The 24,867-nt window shown below is 68.4% G+C and carries 18 protein-coding genes and 2 pseudogenes; 10 read left to right on the top strand and 10 right to left on the bottom strand.

The annotated features are described in order from the left end of the window. Positions 1 to 2 precede the first annotated feature (2 nt). Both DI272_RS00340 and DI272_RS00335 read left to right on the top strand, forming a co-directional pair. Positions 3 to 1,514: a glycoside hydrolase family 43 protein gene (locus DI272_RS00340; RefSeq protein ID WP_109493133.1), complete on the top strand. Its 1,512-nt coding sequence runs from the start codon at positions 3 to 5 to the stop codon at positions 1,512 to 1,514. A gap of 112 nt (positions 1,515 to 1,626) precedes the next feature. Next, positions 1,627 to 3,381 (top strand): cellulase family glycosylhydrolase, encoded by a 1,755-nt coding sequence (locus tag DI272_RS00335; RefSeq protein ID WP_109493132.1) that lies wholly within the window; start codon positions 1,627 to 1,629, stop codon positions 3,379 to 3,381. An 86-nt stretch (positions 3,382 to 3,467) separates the two neighbouring features. Here DI272_RS00335 and DI272_RS00330 read toward each other — a convergent pair whose 3' ends face one another. Then, entirely contained in the window at positions 3,468 to 3,710 is a 243-nt protein-coding gene (locus DI272_RS00330; protein ID WP_146238292.1) for a hypothetical protein, read from the bottom strand. 597 nt (positions 3,711 to 4,307) lie between these two features. Further along, positions 4,308 to 4,607: a hypothetical protein gene (locus tag DI272_RS00320; protein ID WP_109493130.1), complete on the bottom strand. Its 300-nt coding sequence runs from the start codon at positions 4,605 to 4,607 to the stop codon at positions 4,308 to 4,310. Positions 4,608 to 4,991: 384 nt separating this feature from the next. Between DI272_RS00320 and DI272_RS00315 the strand changes: the two genes are divergently transcribed. After that, positions 4,992 to 5,252, top strand: coding sequence for a hypothetical protein (locus DI272_RS00315; RefSeq protein ID WP_375138016.1), 261 nt, complete (start codon positions 4,992 to 4,994; stop codon positions 5,250 to 5,252). An 868-nt stretch (positions 5,253 to 6,120) separates the two neighbouring features. Next, positions 6,121 to 7,317, top strand: coding sequence for a spore photoproduct lyase family protein (locus DI272_RS00305; RefSeq protein ID WP_109493129.1), 1,197 nt, complete (start codon positions 6,121 to 6,123; stop codon positions 7,315 to 7,317). A 128-nt stretch (positions 7,318 to 7,445) separates the two neighbouring features. Here the strand turns inward: DI272_RS00305 and DI272_RS44070 are convergent, their stop codons facing one another. After that, positions 7,446 to 7,601: a DUF6131 family protein gene (locus DI272_RS44070; protein WP_146238291.1), complete on the bottom strand. Its 156-nt coding sequence runs from the start codon at positions 7,599 to 7,601 to the stop codon at positions 7,446 to 7,448. A 551-nt stretch (positions 7,602 to 8,152) separates the two neighbouring features. Here DI272_RS44070 and DI272_RS00300 point away from each other — a divergent pair. Further along, positions 8,153 to 9,430, top strand: a complete 1,278-nt coding sequence (locus tag DI272_RS00300; protein WP_181387034.1) for an MFS transporter — start codon at positions 8,153 to 8,155, stop codon at positions 9,428 to 9,430. A 1,600-nt stretch (positions 9,431 to 11,030) separates the two neighbouring features. On the opposite strand, the gene DI272_RS00290 is transcribed toward DI272_RS00300, so the two are convergent. Continuing rightward, the gene (locus DI272_RS00290; protein ID WP_109493126.1) at positions 11,031 to 13,505 is read right to left on the bottom strand and encodes a helix-turn-helix domain-containing protein; all 2,475 of its coding nucleotides are present in this window, start codon (positions 13,503 to 13,505) and stop codon (positions 11,031 to 11,033) included. 864 nt (positions 13,506 to 14,369) lie between these two features. Between DI272_RS00290 and DI272_RS00285 the strand changes: the two genes are divergently transcribed. Further along, on the top strand, positions 14,370 to 15,230 hold the full coding sequence (locus DI272_RS00285) for a ribosome-inactivating family protein (RefSeq protein ID WP_109493125.1): 861 nt from the start codon (positions 14,370 to 14,372) through the stop codon (positions 15,228 to 15,230). A gap of 1,177 nt (positions 15,231 to 16,407) precedes the next feature. On the opposite strand, the gene DI272_RS00280 is transcribed toward DI272_RS00285, so the two are convergent. After that, positions 16,408 to 16,845, bottom strand: a complete 438-nt coding sequence (locus tag DI272_RS00280) for an alpha-amylase (protein ID WP_258314399.1) — start codon at positions 16,843 to 16,845, stop codon at positions 16,408 to 16,410. Positions 16,846 to 17,134: 289 nt separating this feature from the next. Between DI272_RS00280 and DI272_RS00275 the strand changes: the two are divergent. Both DI272_RS00275 and DI272_RS00270 read left to right on the top strand, forming a co-directional pair. After that, positions 17,135 to 17,362, top strand: a pseudogene (locus tag DI272_RS00275) (alpha/beta fold hydrolase); the annotation flags it as partial. A gap of 446 nt (positions 17,363 to 17,808) precedes the next feature. Then, positions 17,809 to 18,514 (top strand): annotated as a pseudogene (locus DI272_RS00270) (IS5 family transposase). On the opposite strand, the gene DI272_RS00265 reads toward DI272_RS00270, so the two are convergent. The 3 genes from DI272_RS00265 to DI272_RS00250 form a co-directional block, all read right to left on the bottom strand. Further along, the gene (locus DI272_RS00265; protein WP_258314398.1) at positions 18,471 to 18,866 is read right to left on the bottom strand and encodes a hypothetical protein; all 396 of its coding nucleotides are present in this window, start codon (positions 18,864 to 18,866) and stop codon (positions 18,471 to 18,473) included. The pseudogene DI272_RS00270 and the gene DI272_RS00265 overlap by 44 nt on opposite strands. 122 nt (positions 18,867 to 18,988) lie before the next feature. Then, positions 18,989 to 19,513, bottom strand: a complete 525-nt coding sequence (locus tag DI272_RS00260) for a GNAT family N-acetyltransferase (protein WP_109493123.1) — start codon at positions 19,511 to 19,513, stop codon at positions 18,989 to 18,991. Between the two features lie 853 nt (positions 19,514 to 20,366). Continuing rightward, positions 20,367 to 20,810 (bottom strand): DUF6234 family protein, encoded by a 444-nt coding sequence (locus DI272_RS00250; RefSeq protein WP_109493122.1) that lies wholly within the window; start codon positions 20,808 to 20,810, stop codon positions 20,367 to 20,369. A 455-nt stretch (positions 20,811 to 21,265) separates the two neighbouring features. Here DI272_RS00250 and DI272_RS46115 point away from each other — a divergent pair, with 455 nt between their 5' ends. Next, positions 21,266 to 21,430 (top strand): helix-turn-helix domain-containing protein, encoded by a 165-nt coding sequence (locus DI272_RS46115; RefSeq protein ID WP_219933832.1) that lies wholly within the window; start codon positions 21,266 to 21,268, stop codon positions 21,428 to 21,430. On the opposite strand, the gene DI272_RS00240 is transcribed toward DI272_RS46115, so the two are convergent. Further along, positions 21,406 to 22,341 (bottom strand): GNAT family N-acetyltransferase, encoded by a 936-nt coding sequence (locus tag DI272_RS00240; RefSeq protein WP_109493121.1) that lies wholly within the window; start codon positions 22,339 to 22,341, stop codon positions 21,406 to 21,408. The two genes, DI272_RS46115 and DI272_RS00240, sit on opposite strands and share 25 nt — an antisense overlap. 216 nt (positions 22,342 to 22,557) lie before the next feature. Further along, positions 22,558 to 23,067 (bottom strand): helix-turn-helix domain-containing protein, encoded by a 510-nt coding sequence (locus DI272_RS00235; RefSeq protein ID WP_109493120.1) that lies wholly within the window; start codon positions 23,065 to 23,067, stop codon positions 22,558 to 22,560. A 1,215-nt stretch (positions 23,068 to 24,282) separates the two neighbouring features. On the opposite strand from DI272_RS00235, the gene DI272_RS00230 reads away from it, so the two are divergent. Further along, a complete protein-coding gene (locus tag DI272_RS00230) occupies positions 24,283 to 24,861 on the top strand; it encodes an SMI1/KNR4 family protein (RefSeq protein WP_109493119.1) in 579 nt (192 codons plus the stop codon). Positions 24,862 to 24,867 lie beyond the last annotated feature (6 nt).

Genomic DNA, 24,867 nt, shown 5'->3' with positions numbered 1-24,867 from the left:
CCATGACAGAAACACGGCGGGCGGACACCACCTTGACCAACCCCGTGATCCCCGGCTTCCACCCTGACCCCAGCGTCTGCCGCGTGGGCGACGACTACTATCTCGTCTGCTCCAGCTTCGAGTACTTCCCCGGCATCCCCGTCTTCCACAGCCGGGACCTCATGCACTGGACGCAGATCGGCAACGCCCTGGACCGGCCGGCCCAACTGCGCCTGCCGGCCGCCATGCCGTCCTCCGGCGGGATCTACGCTCCCACCCTGCGCCACCACGACGGACGTTTCTGGCTCATCGTCACCAACGTGGCCGACGGCGAGGGCACCATGCTGTTCACCGCCACCGACCCCGCCGGACCCTGGTCCGACCCGGTCCGACTGCCCGAGGTGAAAGGCATCGACCCGGACCTCACCTGGGACGAGGACGGCACCTGCTGGTGCACGGTCGCCGGCGGCGCACAGGTCCGTATCGACCCGTACACCGGCGAGACGTTCGCACCTGCGCACCAGGTGTGGGCCGGCACCCCCGGCGCCCAGGCACCTGAGGCGCCGCACCTGTACCGCATCGGCGCCTACTGGTACCTGCTCATCGCCGAGGGCGGCACCGAGCGCGGCCACGCCGTCTCGATCGCCCGCGGGCGCACGCCCACCGGCCCGTTCGAGCCGTGCCCGCACAATCCGGTCCTCACCCACCGCGGTACCCACCACCCCATCCAGAACACCGGGCACGCAGACCTGGTCCAAGGCCCCGACGGCACCTGGTGGCTGGTGCTGCTGGGGGTCCGCCCGCGCGGGGGCACCCCCGGCTGGCACGTGCTGGGACGCGAGACGTTCCTCGCACCGGTGACCTGGGTGGACGACTGGCCCGTCGTCGGCGAGGTGACGTCAGTTCTGCCCGCGCCGGCATGGCCGCTCGTGCCCGGCCCGGCCGAGGAAGTACGGGACGACTTCGACCTGAACGAGCTGCGGCCGCAGTGGATCTCCGTGCGCGACCGTCCCGCCGAGCACTGCACCACCAAGGAACGGCCCGGCTGGCTGACCCTGCGGGCCCGCGGCACCTCGCTGGACGAGCCGGACGTCGTCTTCGCCGGCCGCCGTCAGCAGCACCTGTCCTGCCGGGTACGCACCCGGATCGACCCCGCCGAAGGGCGCGGTGGCCTCGCCGTCCGTCTGGACGAGGAGCACCACTACGAGATCGAGGCGGCCGAGGGCCAGGTACGCGTCCTGAGCCGCGTCGGACCGTTCCGCACCGTCGTGGCGGCCCGTCCCGTGCCCGCCGGGCCCGTGGTACTGCGCCTCGACGTCTGCGACGCCCCTCCGAACGGCCCCCGCACCGGCCCCGACGTCCTCACGTTCGGCGTCGAGCAGCAGGACGGCACCTTCATCCCACTCGGCGCACTCGACGGCCGCTACCTGTCGACCGAGGTGGCAGGCGGCTTCACCGGACGGGTCATCGGCCTGTACGCGGCAGCGGGCACCGTGCACTTCGACTGGTTCGACTACGAGCCGCTCTCCCTCTGAACCGGCGCGGCGCGAGCCGAGTCACCACGTCGGCTTCCGCAGACGCCCCCTTGCTGCCTGCCGCTCCATCCCCACGGGCGGAACCCGCTCGGCCAACACAGAGAGGTCAGAGATGAAGGGAACGCACCACCCCTCCGACCGGCGCAGAGGCGGCCCCCGCCGGGTGCTCGGTCTGCTGCTGGCGCTGGTCGCCGCGATCGGGTTGACCAGCACCACCGCGTTCGCCGCACCGTCCCACAAGGGCGCGTACGCGGCGACGGGGAACATCGCGCTCAGTCCGATGGGCACGGTGGCCGCGATGCAGCCCAGCTGGAACCTCGGCAACACCCTGGACGCCATCCCCGACGAGACGTCCTGGGGCAACCCACCCGTCACCAAAGCCCTGTTCGACACCATCAAAGCCCAGGGCTTCCGCAGCGTCCGGATCCCAGTGACGTGGACGGACCACCAGTCCTCCACCGCTCCCTACACGATCGACGCGCGATGGATGACCCGCGTCAAGCAGGTGGTCGACTGGGCCCTGGCCGACGGTCTCTACGTCGTGATCAACGTCCATCACGACTCGTGGCAGTGGATCGCCGACATGCCCACCGACCATGACGGCGTCCTGGCCCGTTTCAAGGCCTCCTGGACCCAGATCGCCGCCACCTTCAAGGACTCCCCGCACAAGCTGCTCTTCGAGAGCAACAACGAGCCGCAGTTCAACAACACCACCGACGCCCAGGGCATCCAGTACAACGACGAACTGAACACCGCGTTCCACGGCGTGGTGCGCCAGTCCGGCGGCAACAACGCGACCCGTCTGCTCGTCCTGCCGAGCCTGCACACCAATTCCGGCCAGGTCTTCCTGGATGCCCTGGTGAGCGAGATGCAGTCGCTCGACGACCCCAACCTCGTGGCCACCGTGCACTACTACAGCTGGTACCCGTTCAGCGTGAACATCGCCGGCGGCACCCGGTTCGACGCCACCGCACAGAAGGACCTGACCGACAACTTCGCCCGGCTCCGCGACACCCTTGTCTCCAAGGGAATCCCCGTCTACCTGGGTGAGTACGGCCTGTTGTCGTACCCCGACCACTTCCAACCCGCGCCACGTGTCGAACGCGGCGAAGCACTGAAGTACTTCGAGATGTTCGGATACGAGGCCCGCACCTCCGGGGTGACCACGGCCCTGTGGGACGCCTACAACTTCCTGAACCGCTCCACGCTGCAATGGCGTGACCCCGAGCTGATCAACCTGATCAAGTCGAGCTGGACCACCCGCTCGGGCACCGCCTCCTCGGACCGTGTCTTCCTGGCCAAGTCGAGTGCAATCACCGCCAGAACACTCACCCTCAACCCGAACGGCACCACCTTCCGCGGCATGTGGCAGGGCGGCAAAGAGCTCGTCCGGGGCCGGGACTACACCGTCTCCGGCAACCAGCTCACGCTCACAGCCACCGCGCTGACCCGGCTCGCCGGCGACCGCGCCTACGGGGTCAACGCGACCATCGAGGCTCGCTTCTCCCGGGGTCTGCCCTGGAAGATCCACGTGACCACGTACGACAGGCCGGTGCTCTCCGACGCGACCGGCGACGCCGGCGATCTCACCATTCCCACCCAATACCGCGGTGACCAACTGGCCACCATGGAGGCCACGTACGCCGACGGCAGCAACGCCGGCCCGACCAACTGGACTCCTTACCAGGAGTTCAACGAGGCCTTCTCTCCCGACTACCCGGGCAACGGGCTCCTCCTCACCTCCAAGTTCGTCAACTCACTGCGTGACAACACCCAGGCGACGCTCGTCTTCCACTTCTGGAGCGGAGCCACCGTGACGTACCACGTGACGAAGAGCGCAGGCTCGGTGACCGGAACCGGCGCCTGACCCTTCTCCACCCCCGGGTGTCCCCCGGCACCCGGGGCCCTCTTCCCGCTCGGTCGGCCTTTCGGCGGCCGCGTGCTGCTTGACGATCACGGTACGGCGTTCTGCCCCATGATCTCCCGGGCTGAGCGGGCAGCCTTCGCCTCGGTGTCCCAGAGGGCTGCGCTTCCCGTGCCGAATTGCCAGTTGGGGGTCACCAGGCAGAAGGAGTCCCAGCGGCGCTCACGCCACAGGCCCTGCCTCAGGAACACCGCCAGACCGTGCGCGGCGGCGGCGATCCTCAGCAGCAGGTCGAGTGCGGCGTCCGCGATCGGGGCGAACTGTCGGGCCAACGGCAACAGGACACCGGCCACCCTGTCGCCCGTCGAGGACGGTTCGGCACAGCTGGATCTGTCGTGTCCCGCGTTGAAGGTCACATCGAACGGAGCGGGCTCCTCGACAGCGAATCTTTGTGACTGCTCAGGGAGTGTACGGGTTTCCCAGGAGCGCGACACCGGCGATATCGTCCGTCGCCGCTCGCCGAGGGGGACCACTTCAGCTGCCAGGAGGCGGCGTGCGCGGGAGCGGCGGGGAGACCGACCGCCGTGGCGGTCGCGCCGCCGAGCGCGTAGCCGCGGAGCTTCCTTCGCGTGGTGCTCATGAGCGTTCACCTCGTCGTGAGCCGAGGGGTGGCGGTGCGCGGGGACGCGAGAGGGGCGCTTACCCTACTGATTCAGGTATGTGACGGTTGTTCACTCACACGGCCACTGACGGGCTTCTGGGTGCCGTCATGACGGGGCCGGGTCAATGGTCCAGACCGATCGGCACACCCCCTGGGCTCACTTCCGGCCAACCGCTCCCCGCCGCCGGACCGTTGAGGCGGGGGCGTCTTCCCCCGCCCGGCCCCGGCCGGTTCAGCCATCCGGGCACCGGTGAACGCCCACGCCCTGTCACCTCTCGTCCGGGTAGTCCCACTTCAGGTCAATCCGGGCCTTCGGCGCGACGGCGCCAATCGCCTTGGCGACGTCGGACTCGAACTGCTCGGACCATCTTCCGAACCCGGTGATGATAATCGGCCCGTGCTCGCTGCTCGTCAGAACCTTGGGCGGGTCATGGAAAACACCCACCCGCATCCACGACTCGATCCCGTGCTCTTTGAAGAGTTCTTCCACTGTCGCCCCCACTGCGTCGGCTTCCTCAGCGGAGGCGAGGTTCTCGATGTCGAGGTAGAGATGGATGTTCACAGACATGCGCCCACCCTAGTGGCGGCCCGACAGCGGCTCGTCGAGCCCTAGGGTGAAGCTCTACGAGGCCACCGGCAGCCTCGTAGAGCGGCGCGGCGGGCCGGCCACGTGTGCCGATCCGCGTCCGGCACCCCCGCCGGCCCCCGACGACCCCCAGCGTCCGACGGCCTGACGGCCAAGCCGATCAAGCCCAAGTCCGCCAGAGCGCGAGAGCACACGCTGTGCCTGCATTCCATCCCCTCGGGGCGCCTGCCTCCCTGCGACTGATGTCCCAATGAGACATGACGGCTTACAGAGGGAGACACGAAGGCAACGGAGCCCGTCGCCCCGGCCCGGGACCGACGCCGACGCGAGGCGCAGCAGACCAGGAGCGCCCTGGCCGTCGCCGCAATGGAGCTGACCCTGGAACACGGGCTGACGGCCACAGCGGTCGTGGCGATCGCAGAGCGGGTCGACGCCCAGGAGGAGTCGATGCGCAGCACCGCCGACCGGCTCGGCAACGACAACGTGCGGGACATCCGTCCGGCCGTCGTGGTGGACGCCGCCGGAGTCCTCACCGCCGCGCTGCACGTCTGGGCGCGTGGCGGACGAGGCCACGACTCCGATGCCGCAGACCTGGCCGCCCGGGTGAAGCAAGCTACGACGCTCTGATCTCGGAGGCCGCCACCGCAGTCGCCGCACCCCCTCTCGCGCAGTGAGAGCAGCACATGAGCACCATCACTGCACTGAGCGCACCGGCCGCACCGCGCTGATCACCGGCGCCACCCCCGGCAGCGGTCTGGCCACCGCCTGACGCCTGGGTGCGGGCGGCGCGAACGTCGTTATCGCCGGCTTCGACGCCGAAGGCTCCGAGCAGGCCGCCGAAACCCTCAAGGTCGAAGGCATCAAGGCAGCGGCCGTGCAGCTCGACGTGACCGGCCCCTCCTCCGCGGCCGCGGCCGTCACCTTCACCGTGGACACCTTCGGCGCCCACTACCTCGCCATGAACAACGCCGACATCGGCGGCCCGAGCGTGCCAGCCGGGTGCGTACGACATCGACGCCTACAGCCGCGCCATCCGCACCAACCTGGTCGACGGCACCTACCCCTTTGAGCCGCAGCCGAGCCGCACAAAGGATTCCGCACCATGAAGGCACTGCAGTTCCGCAAGATTGCCCCCCGGAGGTGGCCACCGTCCCCGATCCCGAGCCCGGCCCCGATCCCGAGCCCGGCCCCGATCCCGAGCCCGGCCCCGATCCCGAGCCCGGCCCCGGCCCCGGCAGGCAATGCCGTCATCCTCCCCGGCGGCTGAACCACGATCCACCGCGCACAGCACCTCGCACTCGTGCACGTCGTCCGCCCCGCGGCGGCCTGCGCGAGTGCGGGCACGCCCCGGCGCTGGGGCGTGCCGACCGACCGGAAACCGCGCACCCCCCGAAGGGGGCCCGGCGACGACCGTTCACCGCGCCAAGCAGGGCAGGGCAGGGCAATAAGTATGATAGGGGCGTACTGGTGCACCAACGGCGAGAGAATTTCACGTATGGCACACCCCTCCGCCGAGCCCGACGACGGTGCCGACACCCTCTTCGGCCTCGACGCGCTGACGGGTACGGCGGCACCTGCCGCTCCCGACGGGAAGGCGCCCGCGGCAGGCCCGCCCTTCCACGAGTCCTCCACGGCCCGGCGGCTGCTCCCGGTCCGTACCATCTACGCCGAGCCGTCGGCCGCCACGTCGCCTCGCGGACGTGAGATTCTCGCGCGCTTCCCCGCCGCGGAGGTCGTCGAAGTGGACTCCCACTGGCGCATCCCGGGACTGCACGGCAACGAGGAGAACGTCGAGCGATGGGTTCGCGTCAAGGGCGAGACGCTGGTCATGGGCGAGCGCAAGACCCTCACCACCCGGCCCAACGGACGCTCCGCCGACTTCATCGCTCCCGGCCCCTCCAACGGCTGCGCGATGGCCTGCGCCTACTGCTACGTGCCCCGTCGCAAGGGGTACGCCAACCCCATCACCGTCTTCACCAACATCGACCAGATCATCGCGCACCTGGCCCGGCACATCGCCCGCCAAGGCCGTAAACGAGAGTCCAACCAGTGCGACGAGACGGCCTGGGTGTACGACATCGGCGAGAACGGCGACTGCTCGGTGGACGCGCTGATCTGCGACAACACCGCGGACCTCGTCACCGCCTTCAGCCAGTGGCCGCACGCGAAGGCGTCCTTCGCCACGAAGTTCGTCAACCCGGATCTGCTGGCACTGGACCCCCGCGGCCGCACCCGGATCCGCTTCTCGCTCATGCCCCCGCACGACGCCCGGCTGCTGGACCTGCGGACCTCTGCGGTGGCCGACCGCATCGCCGCCGCGGCCGACTTCGCGGACGCCGGGTACGAAGTCCACTTCAACCTCTCCCCCGTCGTCCTGCGGCCCGGCTGGCAGGACGACTGGACCGACCTCCTGCGGCAGGTCGACGACGTCGTACCGCAGCGGGTCAAGCAGCAGGCCGCGGCGGAGGTCATCATGCTGACCCACAACGAGGACCTGCACCAGGTCAACCTCGGCTGGCACCCCCGCGCCGAGGACCTGCTGTGGCAGCCCGCGCTGCAACAGGGCAAGCGCTCGCAGAACGGCGCCGCCAACGTCCGCTACCACAACCTCATCAAAGCCGAAGCCGTGCAGACCCTGCGCGGACTCCTCAGTACCCATGTGCCGTGGCTGCGGGTGCGTTACGCGTTCTGAAAGCTACGACCGCTCTCGGCCTGCAGGAGCAAGGACCCCTCGCTGTCTCAAGGACCCCTGCCCCTACTGGCCCGACCTTGCAGGCGACGCCCCCTCGGCGCGAGGGCGCCGACCGGTGAACGGTACGGTCACCAATAGTGGCGTCGACCGGCGACCGCGTGCCCCATGGAACCCATGACCCAGAAGACGGCGCCGACCACGGCAAGAATGATGCCGAGGGTCCACAGGATCGATATGCCGGTAAGGAAACCGACGATCAGAAGAATGATGCCGAGTGCGATCATGATCTACCTCCTACCTCTCGATGTGACCTGAGGTAGCTCCCGAATGCCCCGAAGCAGCCTGATCACGCCAACTGGCCGACCCACCGCGCGCCCCCTGCCCCTCAGCCGGCCCGGCGGAACCGGCCGCATCACCGGCGTCGACGCGACCGAAGGCGTCCCGCAGGGACCGGCTCTGTCTCGTCTGCTTCGTCGGTGAGGGCGGCCACGTCCCGGGCCGCCCGGTCCGTGCTGCGGCGGGCACTGCGGGCGGCCGGGACGGCGTCCTTCACCGCTGGGTCCGCTCTGCCGACCTCCTCGGTCGCCTCGCGCAGTTCCGCTCGGGCTGGGCTCAGCTTTCCTCCAACTCGGCTAGGTGCGCCCGACCTTCCCGCCCCGGGCAACGGCGGCCAGGAGCCCGCTGGGCCGTGCGCCTGTCCCCGGAAAAGCGATTGCAGTCCGCCCTCGCTCGTCGGTACGGTCCGCACATGTCCATTACGCCCCGTGTCTCTTAGCTCGGACACCAGCTTCGACGTCACCCTTGTGTCCTTGAGCTGTTACGGAGCGTAACCACCTTGAATACTCTTCGCGGTCCCGGCCTGTTCCGGAACCGGGACTTCGCGCTGCTGCTGAGCGGCCAGTTGGTCTCTGCTATCGGTGATCAGGCTCATTTCATGGCCCTGCCGCTGATCGTGCTGGTTCTCACCGGGTCGCCCACCCAAGCCGGGTTCGTACTCGGCCTGGGCACCCTTTCCTTCTTGGCGTTCGGGCTGGTCGCCGGCGCCCTCGTCGACCGGTGGGACCGTAAGGCCACCATGATCTGGTGTGAGCTCGGCCGAGCCCTGCTCACCGCCGGCGTCGCTGTCGCGCTGTGGCTGAACAAGCTGACCATGCCCCAGCTGTATGCGACAGCGGTGCTCGCCGGGCTCCTGACCACTCTCTTCCAGGTGGCGAACACAGCGGCGCTGCCCAATGTGGTCGGTCCGCGACAGCTGTCCGCCGCGCTCGGCTACTCGCAGTCCGCCGCCGGCGCGGTGGGCATCTTCGGGGCCCCACTCGCCGGTGCGCTCTATGCCGTCGGCAGGACCGTACCGTTTGCCGTCAACGCGGTTTCCTTCGCAGTGTCCGCTGCGTCGCTGCGTCTGATGCGGGCCCCGTTCCAAGTGGACCGGCAGGACGCGCGGTCAACGTCCCGGCTCACCACGGAGATCCGAGAGGGGCTCGGCTGGCTCTGGCGCCAGCCGGTCATCCGCTTCCTGACTCTGGTCTCGGCCGCTGACAAGGTGCGTTACGGCGCCGGCTACCTGTTGATCATCACCCTCGCCCGGCAGATGGGTGCATCGCCCCTGTGGATCGGTGTCATCTTCAGCGGCGCGGCCGTCGGCGCCATGGCGGGAGCGCTGGTCTCGGACAAGGCCACGCGCCGCTTTCCGCTGGGCCGGATCGCCGTGGTGATGCTGTGGTTGGAGGCGTTGATGTTCCCGCTGTACGCCCTCGCGCCCAACCTGCTGGTACTGGCAGCGGTCGCGGCCGCCGAGTCGTTGGTGGCTCCGATCTATGCGGTGGCCATGACCACCCACCAGCTGGCCATCACCCCCGATGAGCTGCGGGGCCGGGCGACGAGCGCGGTCTCCACGCTCACCACGGGAGCCCTGTCGGTGGGCACGCTCGCAGGCGGCGCACTGATCACCACACTCGGTGCCACGCCACTGGTCTGGCTCTGCGGAGCATGGCTGCTCGTCCTGGCCCTGCTCATCACCGCCAACCGGGCCGTGCGGCAGGCACCGCCAGCGGGCGTGCTGCCACAACAGCAGACCCCCAGCGCGGCCGAAACCGCCGACATGACTGGCTAGCGACCATCGCTGCGGCGATCGTTGATCGTCAGGGGGGCAGGAAGGCACTGACGGCTCAGCGGTGACTGTGGGCCACACCTCCGGCCTGCTGCTCCGTTGACGCCAGCGACATCCTGGGAACGTGCGGAGAAGCCCTCCCTTGCGCCTGATCCCTGACGTCTATCCGGACTGCCGTGGTGAAGCTGCTGACAGGCCTCGGTGGCGGTGGGAGCGTGGCCCTCAGGGCCTCGACCCATGGGCTCGGTTGCCTCTTGCTCTGACTGCTGGCCGTCAGTGCCGAGAGGAGCAACGATGCAGTTGATGGGGACTTTCCTGGTCGCGAGCCAGGCCGTACCGGGCCACCGCCTCTGCCGCGCCCGCCCCCGCAGCCGCGAACCCGCCGCCGCTCGCAGTAATGCCGAAGCCTGGTCGGGGAGACGGCTGGCGCAGGAGGTGAAGGGGAAGGGTTCGGGTGCCGGCAGGGCCAGCGCATCCATCACCGCGCCAGCGCCAGGATGGTCTGTCTGCAGGCGGGTGCGGGTCAGGCGTACCTGCGGGGCCAGGGCAGTCGGATCACCGGGAGGGGGGCTTGGGCCATCACCTCAACCAGGCTCGCAGCCAGCTCCTCCCGCAGATCTGTCGCCGACAACCGACCACGAAGGAACGCGGCCCCCTGTGCGAGGGCGAGCAGCAGGTCGATCGTCCAGGGTGGCGGCGATCAAGTCGGCGTCGCGTCGATGAGGACAGCACCCTGAGCGCGCAGCAAGGCAACCGGCTCGGTTTGCGCGTGGTGATCAGCACATGCCCGGAGCCGCCCGGCAGGAACGGGGTCAGGGTGTCGGGGTCTTCGCGTTGTCGACGACAAGGAGCCTGCGTGAGCGGGTCCGCGGCTCAGCGAGCAGCGCAGAGACTGCCTCGCCGGACCGTGTGTCTGCGGGGGCGGTGCCTGTGCAGAGACAGGGCGGCGAGTTGGTCGGGAATTGGGGCGGGGTTCTCCCATGCACCCACCACACCAGCTTGTACTCACCCGCGAACCGGTACGCATACTCGATCGCCAGTTGGGTCTTGCCCACCCCCGCCCGTGCAGTCCCTGAACGGGCGGCCGGGGCGGAACGGGCCGTTCACCGCACGCAGCAACACCGCACGCGCCGCCTGCTCATCCAGACCGAACAGATCCACCGCGATCAACGGGCGCAGCACGGGCGGCGCCGTCTCCGCGATTCACACCCCGACGAACCTCTCCCCAGGGCCAGCATCACGTACCACTCCAGACATTGTGAGCGGCCCGGAGTCGAAGTAGGCCGGGGAGCACAAGGTCAGGGTCCCGCCCCGTGCGAGAGCTGCGCTCACGTTCGCGAGGAGGCTGTCCCCCACCTCCCAGTCCCCGCACGCCAGCTCCACCTCAGGGCCGGCATCGATCAGCTGCCAGGCCACCCGTTCCACCCACGCCCGATCCGCACCCGCACCCGCACCCGCACCCGCACCCGCATGACCGATGAACCACCGCCGCTCCGATACGCCGTCACACGCCCCCGCACCCGTGCCCCTCTCACTCCCCCGACACCACACCCCTGTCCTGGAGTTCGGCGTTGAGGTCGAGACCCCTACCGGGCCCTGGTCTTCACCGGCCTCGTACGGATCTCGTCGGCCCCGTGCCCTCGGTGCGTTCTGCCGGCGTCCGCAGTTTGGCCAGTTCGGCGGCGGCTTCGATTTGGCGGGGGTGATTCAGCCTGGTGAGAGCCTCGTGGGCAGCCGTCAGGGTTTCCTGAGCCTCCTGGTGACGGTCGAGCCGGCGCAGGACACGGCCGAGGTCGAGGCGGGCCGGTTCGCACCAGGCCGGCATCCGCCCCGTATCGAAGCGGGCTACCGCGAATCGCAGCGGGGCCTCGGCCTCGGCCCAGCGGTTCAGCGCCGCGAGGTCGTTGCCGATGTGCTGCCGGGCCGACGCAAGATAGAGGCCGATCAGGTCGGGGGACTTGTCGGGTACGCCGGCGCTGCAGATGGCCTCGCTGCGCCGGTGGATGGTCAGGGCCTCCTCGGCGCGGCCGCCCTGACGCAGATGGCGGCCCAGACTGTTGAGAGTGGAGAGCTCGGCGAGGCGACTTCGTGCGTCGTCGTGCCGGCCGAGTTGGTCGGCCGCTTCCTGGAGCCGGGTGATGGACTCCTCGACCCGCCCGAGCCGGTGGAGCGCTTCGGCCGCGTAGTTCAGCGCCCAGCCGACCTGCAGGCGGTCGTCGATCTCGCGGGCCACGTCCAAGGCGGCTTCGGCCGTGGTCAGCGCCGAGACATGGTCGTAGAGGCAGACGTTGTAGGCCCAGGCCAGATAGTTGAGGTGGACGGCCTCGTCCCGCTTGCTGCGCAACGCGCGGGCAGAGTCGACGGATCGCCGGAACACCTCCGCCCACAGTTCCCAGTGCAGGGTGCGGTCGGAGAACCAGTGCATGGCCTCCGCCGCCTCGACGACCTCCCGGTGCCGGCCGTCTGCCTGGGCCCGGGTCAGGGCCGCGAGCCACTGGGCCCGCTCCGCTTCCAACCAGGTGTGGGCCTCTTCACGGTCGCCGGGCGCGGTGAACGGGTCGGGATCCGAGTTGCCGGCGTCGTGGCGGTGTTCGGCGTCGAAAAGCAGCGCGGCGGCGGTGGCCCGGCGCAACGTCCACCGGTCGGTCCGCTCTCGGGCGGCCTCGATCTGCGCCGGCTCGTCCTCCTCGGTCACCTGCTCACCGGCGAACAGGGCGAGCAGATCGTGGAAACGGTAGCGGTCGGCTATGGGGTGGGGCTGCAACAGCCCGGCATCGGTGAGGTCCTGCGCGCAGTGGGCGGCCTGAGGCAGGGGCAGGTCGGCCAGCAGCGCCAGGGTCTCGGGACTGAAGTCGGGCCCTGCGGCGAGGGAGGCACGGCGAAAGACGGTACGGGTGGCCGGGCTGAGCTGCCGGTAGGACAGGTCGAAGGCGGTCCTCACCTGGAGGGAGCCGGCGCGCAGGGTGTCCAGACGGCGTTCGTGAGCGGCGAGTTGGGTGACGAGTTTGGCGATGCTCTCGCCGGGTCGGCAGGCCAGACGCTGCCCCGCGATACGGACCGCCAGAGGAAGGTTCCCACACAGGTCCGCGAGGTCACGGGCGGCCTGGCTTTCCCGATGTACGCGCTCGGGGCCGACGATGCGGGTGAGCAACTCGACCGCTTCCTCACGGCGCAGCAGGGCGAGTTCGGTGCGATGGACCGCTTCCAGACCGGCCAGAGCGTGCCGGCTGGTGACCAGGGTGAGCGAGGGGCCCTGGGCGGGCAGCAGCGGACGTACCTGCTCCTCGTCGGCAGCGTTGTCCAGCAGAAGCAGCACCCGTCGGTCGCGCAGCGCGGACCGCAGCAGACCGCAGCGGTCCTCGGTGTCGGTGGGTATGGTCCCCTCGGCCATCCCCAGCGCCCGCAGCAGCCGGGCGAGGGCGTCACGCGGCTGAGTCGGTCTGGCGTCCATACCGCGCAGGTCGACGGCGAACTGCCCGTCGGGGAAGTGGGGGGTCAGGGCGTGGGCGGCGTGCACGGCGAAAGCGGTCTTGCCCAGTCCCGGCTGCCCGCAGATCACCGCGACCGGCGGATGGGCCGGATCGAGGTCCACCGCCAGCTCCCGCAGCCGCGTCAGGGCTGGGCCTCGGGCGGTGAAGTCGCGCAGATCGCGGGGCAGTGCGAGGGCGTTCGGTACGACCGGTTCCGCGATCGGCCCCGTATTCGTTCCGGCGGCATACCCGGTACTCCGCCCGGAAGCCGGCTGTTTACCGGCCCCGGTGGTCTGCCCCTGGGTGCCTTCGGTGGCTTGCTCGGTGGCGGGTCCGGATTGCGGTGCAGGTCGAGTACGGGGACGGGGGCGGCCCAGGCTCGCGGCCCGTTCCAAGTCCCGGGCACCGGTAGCGTCGAGCTTCAGCGCGGCAGCCAGAGCCTGCACAGTGCGACGTTGCGGCCCGCGGGAGTGTCCGCGCTCCATGTACGCCAGCGCCCGCACGCTCACCCCCGCAGCATGTGCCAGTTCCTCCTGGCTCAGACCGGCCTCCGTCCGCAGACGGCGCAGAAACGTCCCGAAGCCTCCCGTGGCGGGAGCGCTGTCCATATCCGTATATCCCCCGGTCATGCGGCCCAGCCGGACTGCTGTACTCCGCCTGCAAAAGTATGCACGAACTACTTTTGCAGGCGAAACACGCGGGTCGATGCCATCGCGAACCGCCTGCGCGTACCTCATACGTCAACCGGCCGAGAAACGTGCGGAGGACCGCACGAGCGCTCACCGGCGGTTACGTCCGACTGCCGCCGACCTGCCGACAGTAAGGTCAACCGCTCTCCGTTTCCCGAGTGACAGTGCGACTGCCCCGGGCTGAGCACCGCGGTACAGGGTGAGGACGAAAGGCTTGCCGTGCCCGTCGACCATCGGATGGTTCTTGCCGCCCGGCCGCGCTCAGGCGACCGGCGAAGCCCTACCCTGACCCGCCTTCTGGTTCGGTTTGCCTGATCGTCAGGACGCTGGCGCACGTCCACACGATCACTGCGACCCGCAGAAGTAGGTGCTGCGCATTCTTGCGGGTGGAATTTCCTGGTCCGTGTGCCGCGCAGCGGGTTGGCTGAAGCCAGAGGAAGAAGCCGCCACCACCCTCACCGGGGTATGCCTCTCCCGCTCCTGCAGGGCCGGGTGGGGTGGGACGTAGTGGCCTCGCCTTGCTGTCCGGTCTCGCGACATCCCCTTCCGGTCTGACCCCCGGACGGGCATGACGCGTGAAACATCACCGTGCGCATACCTGCGCGGATCAAGTCATGGGGGAACACCTTGACACACCCGACCACCGCCCTCCGTCGCGCGGGCAGAACGCTGGGCACACTGCTCCTGGCTCTGCTCGCCATCTGCACCCTCGTCTCCACGGGCGCCACACGGGCACAGGCACAGCCCGCGCAAAACCCTTGCTGGACCACGCTCGATTGGCACATGGAGAACTTCCAGAGCGACGAAGTGGGAACTTCGGCTGCTTACAGCCGCGCGCATGCCTACAACCGGTTCATCCAAGACCTCCGCACCCAGGCCGGTACGCTGATCGGCGGCCAAAGCACGCTCGGCCAGCTGTACGACACCCAGCAGAGCGGTACGCGGGACCGCATCATCCAGGTCCACGTCTGGACCAACCTTGCCGGACCGTCCGAAAGCCATCTGGCGTTGTACTTCAACGCCGCCAACCTCTACCTCGTGGGGTTCAGCTCCCGCAACCGCCACTACCAGTTCAGCGACAGCAGCCCGGGGCAGGGTGTCAGCGACCCCGTTCTGCGCACGAACCTGAGCGAGCTGTACCGGCAGGCCAACGGCCTGCGCACCGCCCCGCTCTTCCAGAACCTCGGCTACCGCGGCAACTACCCGTCCCTGGACCCGGGCAACGCCCGGGTGAACCGGGAATACCGGTCCTACCAGATCATGGGCGCGGTCAACTCCCTGATTGACACCGCGCCTCTGCTCCCGAACGCTCTGCGCCGGGACCTGGCCTTCCTGATCGGTGCGACTTCGGAAGCCACGCGGTTCGGCTGGATCCAGCGACGAGTCAGCGCCGCCATCGGCAACGGCGGAGACGCTTCGGACCCGCAGAACCACAACCCGGCACACCTGGGAGAGTTCGGCCGGCAGCTGGAACTGCGCTGGTCCGATCTGTCCAGGCTGGCCCATCGCGACCTGGACGGCTCCGTCCGCAACGCCACGGTCACCATCGACAACCGCACCTATCGGAACATCAATGACATCCTGGGCATCAACGCGGGCAGGCCGGGCATCAGCCCCATCCTCGCCCTGCACGGCAGCCGTTGACCCCGGCTGTCCCTGCCCCAGGCGGGTGAGCAGCCGCCACGAATAGGGGTGCGTGAAGCGGCTGGCACGCCTACCTCCCTGAGTCACATGGCCGAGCCCGAAGATCCACCACGGATCCCCGGGTTCGGCCGGCGCCGATTTCGGGGGGTACTTCGCAGCCACATCGAGGGACCGCGCCCCGACTCCCCGGCTCCACCACTCCCCGACCCGGTGCCACGAGCCCCGGCGTCTCCGGCTCCCGGTAAGTGACCTCCGACATCGCCAGCCCCCGCCCCATCTGCACCCTGCTGAGCCCGGTGAAGGTGCCCAGCTGACGCAACGGCTCGTGTTCGACGATGCACAGGTCGGCCGGCTCACCCCGACAGCGCGGGCCAGCACCACCAGCACTGCGGGGCGCGAGGCGGGGCGTGCGGGAGCCGACCAGGCAGGGGCGCACCGCTCGCTCCAAGGTACGCCTGATGGCAGCCCCAACAGCCCCGACCGACCTGGGCGTTCCCGGAGACCGAACAGCCGGTCCGCCGGCCGCCGGACGATACCGTGGTCGACTGCGAGTTCGTTGTGCGGAAGCAGGGCCGGCTCGCCTTCGAGGGTCTCCAGCGGCGCATGGACCGCCGCGGCGCAACCGCAGCCAGCGCGCGGCCGCGGGGTTCTGCGCGCCTGGTCGCGTTCGGCCTGTTCCGCGAGCACGGCCAGGACCTACCTGACCGTCCAATCCTGCCGCGAACGCCGCGCCCCCTGGAGAGAGTGTTCCTCAAGCACGCTCTGGCGGCGCCTGGTCGCTGTGCCCGACCACGACCGCCCCAGTCCATGCGTACCGCTGACTGGCCGACTACCCTGTCGTCGGGATCGAGGGCCTGGCGTTGCGGCCTCTGGCCAATCGGTACGTGCAGGGCGGCCGCGGGTGGACCAAGCACAAGGCGCGGCCACCACGGAGGCGATCGTCGGCGCGGCCACGAACAGCATGCGAGCGCCCACCGCGCAGCAGTCATCACCCCAGACTGCCACCGCAGGATCACACCGACTGAAATGACACCTGGCTCAACACGTCCTCATCAACACGACCACCCCCGCACGGACGTGCTGTCGGCTGTCCACCTTCGCAGCCCAGGTGGCCCCGCTGCTGATCAACGACTAACTGATCGAAAAGAGAACTGCCTGGGTGCTGTTGGGGCGAAGGTCAGAGGTTGTCTGCACTTGCACGATCCGGGACGCACGTCCACAGCCCCGTCACGTAGTTGCCGTTGGGGCCGTATCCGGAGAACGTCACCCAGCCGCCGGCTTCTATGACACGGCAAGGGGCCCACTGGTCGTTCGTGTACTCAACCGTGACGGCGACGGTGTCCTGACAGCCGTTGTGGACATCGGTGTAACGCCAGCTCTGGTGATACTCCACGCACTGCGGAGCCAGTACTTCGGTGGCCGCCCCCGCAGGGCGGGCCGTGCTCAGCAAGAGACCCGCTGTGGCCACGACGGCGAGAGCTGCATGACGTGTTATCCGTGCGATGTGTGTCGTCATGTCACGCATTCTCAGACGCGTTGAAAACACGATGCAAATCGTTGCAAGCAATTTCAGCCAAAACTCATCGCGTGAGCGAATGTCCAGTTCATAGGGCATGTTGAGTATTGAAAGAGACTGCAGTGGGCTCGGGTTGCACCGCAGCCGGGATCCACCCCCTCCCGCGTGACGTAATGATCGTCCGGGGCCGCCGTCGGCGGATCTCGCCCCTCCCCGACCTGAACGCACTCAACACACGTATCTGAGAGCAGGACCCGCCCGAGGCCAAGGTCAGCATCCGCCCAGACGCCGACCGGTTCCAGCGGCCGCTCAGCAGCCTCATACACATCGCAGGCGCGGTCGGCTGCACCCCAACCGGCCGCCACATGTTCACTGCCGTCGGAATCACGGCATCGTGCAGGACATCACCGAGCACACCGGCAGGGTCAACGTGCCCGCCCTGGTCATCGCCGGAGAACACGACCAGGTGGAGCCCGCCGAGGTGCTCCGCGACAACCTGGTTCCCTACCTCCCCCAGACCGACCTCGTGGTCATCCCCCACACCGGTCACTTGATCCCGCTCGAAGCCCCCGCCGCCCTCGCCGACGCCATCACCGCGTTCGCACCGGCAGGCTGACACCTGCGTACCCGGCGCCCGGCTCGTGTCCCCCTGGCCACCTACTCCGAGGCCAGGCAAACCAGGCCGGGCTGGGCGCCGAGCATGCTGCGCGGCGGCTGGGAGCGGCACCCACCGAGGCTCAGCAGGCACGATCAACACCTGCGACGACCAGGCCGAGGAGGTGGTTCATCGCCGCCCTGAGCCGAGGCAGCGGCTCGCGGGCAGGTTCAACTCACGACCCCTGCAACCGCAGCACAAGAGTCCTGCCGGGTCACGGCCGAGCACGGCGCCCCTGGGAGACCGTGCTCCAGCATGCGCCCACACTCACCGAGCTGCCCTCCATCTCCAGCCCATGAGCTACGCCGCTCCCAGGACCGCGGCGGCGAGGAAGGCGAGGAAGGCGACGACGGCTCTGCGGGCGGGGGTGGTGGGGGCGGTGGGGGCATGGTGCGCCCCGGTCGAATCTGCGCTGCGGGTTTCGTCGTTTCTGTCTGTCGTCGCTGTCGCACCGTCGGGTGATCAACGGCATCCTGTTCCGGCAGCGGACCGGCCTCCCCTGGCGGGACCTCCACCAAGGCCCCCAGAATCCCGGGTCGGCACAGGAGCCCGGCACGTCATCGTTCCGTTGAGGCGCTGGGACGCTCGCGAGAGGGACTCAAAAGCAAGATCCACCTTGCCGGGGAAGGCGGATGTCGCCCACTCGGGTTTGTCGTCACACCCGGCCGGGGGGGGGACGCATCGCAGATGATTCCCGTCCTGGAAGAGATCCGCGTGCCCCGGCAGGCTGGTGGACGACCGCGTACCGGGCCCGACCATATCGGGGGCGATAAGGCGTACTCGTCACGACGTATCCGGCGTCACCTGCGCAGACGTCAGATCAAGCACACGATCCCCGAGCCGAGAGACCAGCGGGCCAAGCGTCGGCGCCGCGGCAGTCGAGGCGGTCGGCCCACAGGGTTCGACAAGGCGATCTGCCGCCGCCGGAACGAAGTTGAGCGGGCCATCAACCGGCTCAAGAACTTCCGCGCCGTCGCCACACGCTTCGACAAGCGGGCGTATGTCTTCCACGGGACGGTCACCGTGGTGGCAATCCGCCTATGGCCGCGTCCGCAGGGAAGTGCCTCGTTCAGAGATCCTCGGCACCCGGAAAGTGGTGGCGAAGTTCGCTGAGCACGCGCTCGTCGACAGCCCTGACGTCCCAGGAGGAGCTGTCGAATTCGGTCAGGACGAGCACCAGCTCGTCCCCTGCAAACCCCCGTGCTTCGGCGTCGATCAACTGGAGGAAGGGCGTCGTCAGGGACAACAAGGTCATCGTGTCCATGCCGACGTCGGCGTACCGTCTCTTCATCTCGACACACCGAGGGTCGACGATCTCGTCGAACTCGATGCGCCAGGTCAGGTCCAGGCCGAAGCTGCCGAGGCGAACCAGGAGCTCAGCCAGCGTTACATAGTGCTTTCCGCGCCAGGCAGGAAACGTGATCCCGTTCATCCCCAGCTCTGCTTCAGCTGTATCGCGTGCCATGCGGCCTCCTTCGTTCCAGCGAACAGTAGGCCACGTTCCTGATCAGCTCATACGACCCATCGGACAGGCTCTAGCAGGACGATGCCACCCTGACCGCAAGGCAATCCGCACAGGGAAATGCATCAGCGGAGTTCACCTTCCAGCAGACCCATCGTGAACATGTCGTACCACCGGCCGTCGCGGCGGAAAACCTGGCGCAGCCTGCCCTCGTCGACGAAACCGACCTTCTGGTAGACGTGATGAGCAGCGTGGTTCTCGGTGACGACGGTCAGCGTGATCTTGTGTAGGCGCATCTTCTCGAAGCCGTAGCGGCAGATCGTCCGCATGGCGTCGGTGGCGTAGCCGCGCCCCCAGTACTCCTTCTCGCCGAGATAGATGTCGAGCTCAGCGCATCCGGTCTCCGGCTCGGCGTCGCGCAATCGGACCAGGCCGATGAGCTGTGCGTCAGTGAGCACCTCAATACCAAGGAGTACGTCGCTGTAGGTGTTGCGTGGGCGTTCCTCCATCCGCTTCCTGACCTGGGCCAGCGGCTGGGCATAGCCATCGTCCATCCAGCGCATCACGTCGGGGTCGTGGTTCCAGCGCCACAGCGCCTCAGCGTCCAGCGGCTCCATCGGCCGCAGCTTCACCAGGTTTCCGAGCACCATGCCAGCCAGCCCTCCGGGTGCTTGATGATCAGCATTCACGAATCCGTCAGAACTAGCACGAGCTGATCTTCACGCTCAACCCAATAAGCGGCACTGCCCTCTCGCTCTGGTCCGGGAGCTCTTGACAGGCTCCACGGCCTCCAACTCCAGTTCAGTGTCCACCGTTTGACATCTCTCCCACGATCGTCGGATCCGCCGTTAGTTTTGCCCTCCTCCCTTCGGGGCCCGTGGCGCTCAGAACGCCGGCCGGTGCACGCTCATCCGCACCTACGCCCTCCCCTTCGGCGCGGAATGGGAGAGCCTGGTCGCGACGCTTGAGGAGACCGCGCACGGCACTCTGGTCGTTCTCGACCGCTACCTGCACGACCGGACCGGCGGCATGATCGGCGCCCCTGTCCCACGCGATCCACGGGGCTGCGATGGACATGAACCTCACCGGCACCGAGAAGATCACTGAGAAGTCCCTCGCGGCGAAACCTCTGGATCACTCCGCTCAGGCGGCTTCGTCCCCGGCCAAGGCGGCGGTGACCAGGCGGTGACCGGGGCTTCCACCGCACACATCGCCGCGCTTTCGTCGACGTCCGCCCCAACCTCGGCGAGAGCAGAGCACCGAGTCCTACGTCCGACGCCTGGCCCGCGCCAACCACCTCGGGGCCAGCGATCTGCACTGCCTTCTCGCCGGCCTGCCCAACCAGTTCGGGAAGCCTCGGATCGAACGGCTCGCAGCGGTTTCCGACCACTCCGAGGCTGCCGCGTGACGGGCCCTGTCGGGCGCCAGCTCCGCCCGGGGCCGGGCGAACCCCCTTACGCATCCAGACTCACAAGGTTTCTTCGGCATTCGCCGTTGTGGGTCTTACCGGTCGGTCACGTGGCCCGAAGGCGAGATCCCAGCCCTCGTTGGTAGCGGTCGTGGATGAGCACGCTCGTACTGGTGTTGCCAAACAGCGATCGTGAAACACAGTGCGATGGCTGCCACGAGCAGTTGGACCGCACCTGCGAACGGATGTGCTGAGTACAGGAAGAGCATGGCGATCACGAGCACGCCCAATGTGAATCCGCCGAGCCAGAGGACCGGAACCCAGTCCATCGGGGGTGCCGCGGTTTGCTCGTCCACACGGCCCCATCCGCGGATGACCGACGTCAGCCCCAGCAGAAAGGCGACCGGGACTTCGATGAGCAACACGATCAGGCTTATACAGCCACCCGCGAACCCGTCGCCGCGCGAGTCTGAAGGCTTGCCGGGGCGGGAAGCGTTCCCCGGCAAGCGCGGTATACGCGAACTCGGCTCGAAGGACATGGCTACACCTTTGCGCGGGACGCTGTGCACTGTGTCACGGTTCACCAGGCCGAGACCAAACTCGTGGCCGAGCTAAACACCCCGGCACACCTCCCCCGCCCTGGAACTGCAAAGTGAACACACTCGCTCGTACGAAGGTTTCGGGGACTTGAAACACGGCCTCCCTCTGATCCTGTGCTCCGCTCGAAGAAGCACTTGACCAGTACGAAGGCCGTGAGGGAATGAGTCTGCTGCATCACGATGCCGACCGGGAGCCGTTCGCGGTGGCGTCACGCTTCCAAGTGCCACAAGCGGCAGGCGATACAGCCGACGGCACTGGGGTCTGCTGCACGATCGGGTGACATCTGAACTGGCCTGCCCGGTTGGGCAGGTGGGAAGGATGTCGCTGTACCCAGGCCCTATCCCGAAGAGTTCCGCGAGGATGTCGTGCGGTCGCGAGGCAACGCGGCCCTGGGGTGACGGTCGAGCAGGTGGCCAAGGACTTCGGCGTCCATCCGATGACGCTGTGGAAATGGAGATCTACTGCTCCAGCCTTACCAACCGAGGCAGGAAGGGGCCCGCTCAGCATTTGTTACGGCGCGGGAGCTGCCCCCACTCACAACCGGCGGGTGAACTCCTGACGGTCGGCGAAGTTCTCGTAGCCTGCCCGTTCGAAAGCCATGATCATGGCGGTGTTGGCCGCATCGCAGTCGCCGCGGATCTCCTCGGCTCCCGCTTCGACCAACAGCCGCGTGCCACGGGCCACCACCGCCGTCGCGTAGCCGTTGCCGCGGCAGGCGGGCGACACAGCCACCAGGCCGATCACCGCAGTCGAAGGGTTTCGCGCGGGGAGGCTGAGGGCGGCCGGCGTGCCGTCCGGAGCGTAGCCGAGTTCCCACCACGAGGGCTCGTACGAGAACTCCTCCATGTCCGCGAAGAGGCTCTCCGCGGCACGCCGGGCGCCATGCCGGGCGACCCTGGCGGCGAGTTGGGCGTCGGCGCTGGTCGGCAGCGCCTCGGCGAGGACAGCGATGAACGGTTCACGGCCCAGACTGGGCAGGGCACGCCAGGTCAATCGGTCATCGTGCGACGTGAGTTCCACCCCGGAGCGGCGGCGGAAGCGGCGCCCGTCACGGGCCTGCTCGAAGCCTGCCAGACGGAGAAGCTCAGTGCGCCGTTCCGGATCCACCTGGTACTGCGGCGGCTGCGTCGGCGAGTCGATGACGTGCTCCAGCTCCGTGGCGCCGAGCGAGTCGGCCAAGGCGACGGCCTCGGCCAGCAGCGCCTGGCCGGTGACCAGGCCGGGTTCGTCCCACGGTGCCTCAAGGAGCACCAGGGCCATCGGGACGTCGTTCCCGGGGAGGGTCCACAGCGCGGTGGCCGCGGTGAGCCGACCGGCCTCGTCCTGCGCGACCAGGCACCACTCCGGCCGGGTGCACTTCTTGGCAAGTAGGTCGGTGAGGTAGGCGGCCGTCCCGGCATTGCGCTCGGGCTGGGCGGAGCGCTGGACGAGGGCAGGTAGTTCGTCTGGGCGCGCTATGCGTATGGGCATGTACGGGGATCATCCTGTCTGTCGATGACATAGCTGGCTTTGCATGAAATCGCCACTCAGCGGCGCCGGCAGGTCTGACTGTTGCTGCCCTTGTCGGACCGACCATCAGTCCCGGGCCTACGGACTGGATAGTGTCGGCCTCCTGCCGCGGCGGTGGATCCCCCGACCGATCGGCGGTGATCGTGGCCTGGCGCAGGGCGGTGCGGCATAGGCGTCTCATCCCACCGGGTAGCGCACCACCAACACCCCCTCCACATCCCTTTCCACCGCCTCGTACTGATGCGGTACATCCGCTGCCCACCGGGCGTGACCGCCCGGGCCTACCTCGAACGGGGCGGAAGTGAGACCAACCCGCGCCGTGCCGCTGAGGACCAGCAAGTGCTCCTCCGTGCCCGGCACATGAGCGGCCGAGCGCTGCACCGCGCCGCTCTGAATGCGAATGCGATACACCTCCGACACTGCAGCCGCGTCCTGCACGCGGTCCGTCAGCACCGCGTGCACCGCCGCGCCCTGCACCGGGGCGGGGCCGACGACCGTGCTCAGCGGCGCCTCGAGGGCCGTGGTTAGTGCGTACAGCGTCTCCAGGGTCGGATTGCGCCGGCCGGCCTCCAGTTCCGAGAGCGTGCCCTTGCCGACGCCGGAGCGGCGGGCCAGTTCCGACAGCGACAGACCGCCGTCCTGGCGCAGACGGCGCAGCCGCTCGCCCACCTCCTGGGCCAGGTCCATAGCTTTCCGCCTCTCCCGCGCTGGTGATGGACTGTCGTGACGCGACTAGCGTTCCATAAACAGAACGTTCTGTAAACGGAACGATCGTGGCGATGCACACGCACCGCGGCTCAGGCGGGGGCGAACAGGCCGTGGTGGAAGTCGCCGATCAGGGTGCGCATGCGGCCCGGCAACGCGTCGCCGTCCATGACGGTGAAGACGTCTGCGGCGGTCATCGTGGCGTGTTCGGCATCGCCTGCTGCAGTTACGCGAGGGCGAGCTGGGCTGCTGAGGCGAGTGTCCTGTTGCGCCTGAAGACTGTGGGGACCTTGGCAAGAGGCGGCGCTCTTGGTCCGGGGCCCTTGCTGAAGGTGTCCTGGGCGGAGCCGAGGGATCGCATGGGGTGCGGCCGTCGCCGAGGGCTGCGTAGGCGAGAGCGGCGCGGACACGGTCCAGAGGATTCGAAGAACGGGTCGCGGCGAGCGGCTGAGGAAGCCTGCGCGGCCTCAGAGCCGGTCCCCAGAAGGTCGCGGGGCTTCCCCAGTTGGGGAAGCGCCACTCAACGGCGAGGATCAGCCCTCAACGAGCTCGGCATCCAAGGTGCCGTCCTCGTCGGAGCGGCATCTGCATAGGCATCGACCTTCACCGTACCGAGGCTGCGCCCGATGCGACGGATGGCGTTTTGCTGCTTCTGGCCATCCTTACCACCGCGAGCCTTACGTGCGGCCTTGTCCTCCGTGGCGTTCTCGACTGCCGCCGCGCCGCGTCCAGCAGCTCCAGTGCCGCATCCACCGGATCCCAGCGCCGGCCGGACGGCCGGCGCTCGCGATTCCCTTCGACCCGCTGAGCGGGCATCACGGCTTCGGGTGCGCTCGTCCATGCGGCGTTGGCAGCCTGGCTGCGCTTCGCTGGATCGGAGACACCACTGGCGGCCACTACCGCCTTCTTCACTCGCAGGCGGACCGTGGCTATCCACACGCACCCCAGCATGCGCAGCGCATCGGCACGCACCTCATGGCCGGAGTGGACTCCTTCCCCTTCGCTGACGTCTCAGGAGGAGAAGGGAGAGACACCTCATGCGGTTAAGGCGTCAAGCAGATCGTGTCAAAGGCGGAGACCCGCGCCAGTGGACGTTCTAGGAATCGGGGTCGGACCGGAGCACACGTAAGCTTTCGATCACAGAGGGGGTGGGGGTGCCAGATGTGGTGGAAACGACGCCAAGACGAGAGCTCAAGGATGCCATCGCCGACAGAGCGGTGGCCGGCGGGATGGAATGAACCCGGCCTGCTGACGCCGAAGCAGCGGGTCCGGGCTGTAGTCGACGCGATCACCGACGGCACCACAGCCCGCCCCGATCAGCTTCAGGGCCTGCCAGCCGAGGCCATCCTGGTTGTCGAGCGTGACCAACAAGCTCCGATGACAGATGCGTACCGAGAGTTCCTTTCCCTGATCGGCGGTGGCGCCGGGCGGTTCATGCAGGGAGAGGACGTTTACCATCCCCGCGTCCTTGGCCTGGGGACGGCCGCCCGCGAGTTGCTCGAAGAGAACGAATCGCCCTTCCACTTCGAGCCCACCGACCGCGTCTTCTTCATGCACCAGGGCTATCAGTTCGAGTTCATGCGAGGCACCGGACCTGATCCCGAGGTCTGGTCATACTCCGAAGGCGAGCACGCAGACGTTCCCGTCTACAGTTACGCGTCCTTCACCGACTGGCTCCGCGCGACTGCCGAAGCAGAGATACCGGCCTGGAAGCGCCACGTCGAGACGGTGCGCGAGGAGATCAACGCCGACGGCAGCATTACGTTGCACTGGTAGCCGGTC

The sequence above is a fragment of the Streptomyces sp. Act143 genome (genome assembly GCF_003143935.1).
Classification (GTDB): domain Bacteria; phylum Actinomycetota; class Actinomycetes; order Streptomycetales; family Streptomycetaceae; genus Streptomyces.
The sequence above is the reverse complement of the archived record's forward strand: the minus strand, read 5'-3'. Positions and strand labels throughout refer to the sequence as shown.

Excerpts from the sequence above, each read along its gene's own strand:
- DI272_RS00340 (WP_109493133.1), top strand. The coding sequence starts at position 3 with ATGACAGAAACACGGCGGGCGGACACCACCTTGACCAACCCCGTGATC.
- DI272_RS00335 (WP_109493132.1), top strand. The coding sequence starts at position 1,627 with ATGAAGGGAACGCACCACCCCTCCGACCGGCGCAGAGGCGGCCCCCGC.
- DI272_RS00320 (WP_109493130.1), bottom strand. The coding sequence starts at position 4,607 with ATGTCTGTGAACATCCATCTCTACCTCGACATCGAGAACCTCGCCTCC.
- DI272_RS00315 (WP_375138016.1), top strand. The coding sequence starts at position 4,992 with ATGGAGCTGACCCTGGAACACGGGCTGACGGCCACAGCGGTCGTGGCG.
- DI272_RS00305 (WP_109493129.1), top strand. The coding sequence starts at position 6,121 with ATGGCACACCCCTCCGCCGAGCCCGACGACGGTGCCGACACCCTCTTC.
- DI272_RS44070 (WP_146238291.1), bottom strand. The coding sequence starts at position 7,601 with ATGATCGCACTCGGCATCATTCTTCTGATCGTCGGTTTCCTTACCGGC.
- DI272_RS00290 (WP_109493126.1), bottom strand. The coding sequence starts at position 13,505 with ATGGACAGCGCTCCCGCCACGGGAGGCTTCGGGACGTTTCTGCGCCGT.
- DI272_RS00285 (WP_109493125.1), top strand. The coding sequence starts at position 14,370 with ATGGAGAACTTCCAGAGCGACGAAGTGGGAACTTCGGCTGCTTACAGC.
- DI272_RS00280 (WP_258314399.1), bottom strand. The coding sequence starts at position 16,845 with ATGCCCTATGAACTGGACATTCGCTCACGCGATGAGTTTTGGCTGAAA.
- DI272_RS00265 (WP_258314398.1), bottom strand. The coding sequence starts at position 18,866 with ATGGCACGCGATACAGCTGAAGCAGAGCTGGGGATGAACGGGATCACG.
- DI272_RS00260 (WP_109493123.1), bottom strand. The coding sequence starts at position 19,513 with ATGGTGCTCGGAAACCTGGTGAAGCTGCGGCCGATGGAGCCGCTGGAC.
- DI272_RS00250 (WP_109493122.1), bottom strand. The coding sequence starts at position 20,810 with ATGTCCTTCGAGCCGAGTTCGCGTATACCGCGCTTGCCGGGGAACGCT.
- DI272_RS00240 (WP_109493121.1), bottom strand. The coding sequence starts at position 22,341 with ATGCCCATACGCATAGCGCGCCCAGACGAACTACCTGCCCTCGTCCAG.
- DI272_RS00235 (WP_109493120.1), bottom strand. The coding sequence starts at position 23,067 with ATGGACCTGGCCCAGGAGGTGGGCGAGCGGCTGCGCCGTCTGCGCCAG.
- DI272_RS00230 (WP_109493119.1), top strand. The coding sequence starts at position 24,283 with ATGCCATCGCCGACAGAGCGGTGGCCGGCGGGATGGAATGAACCCGGC.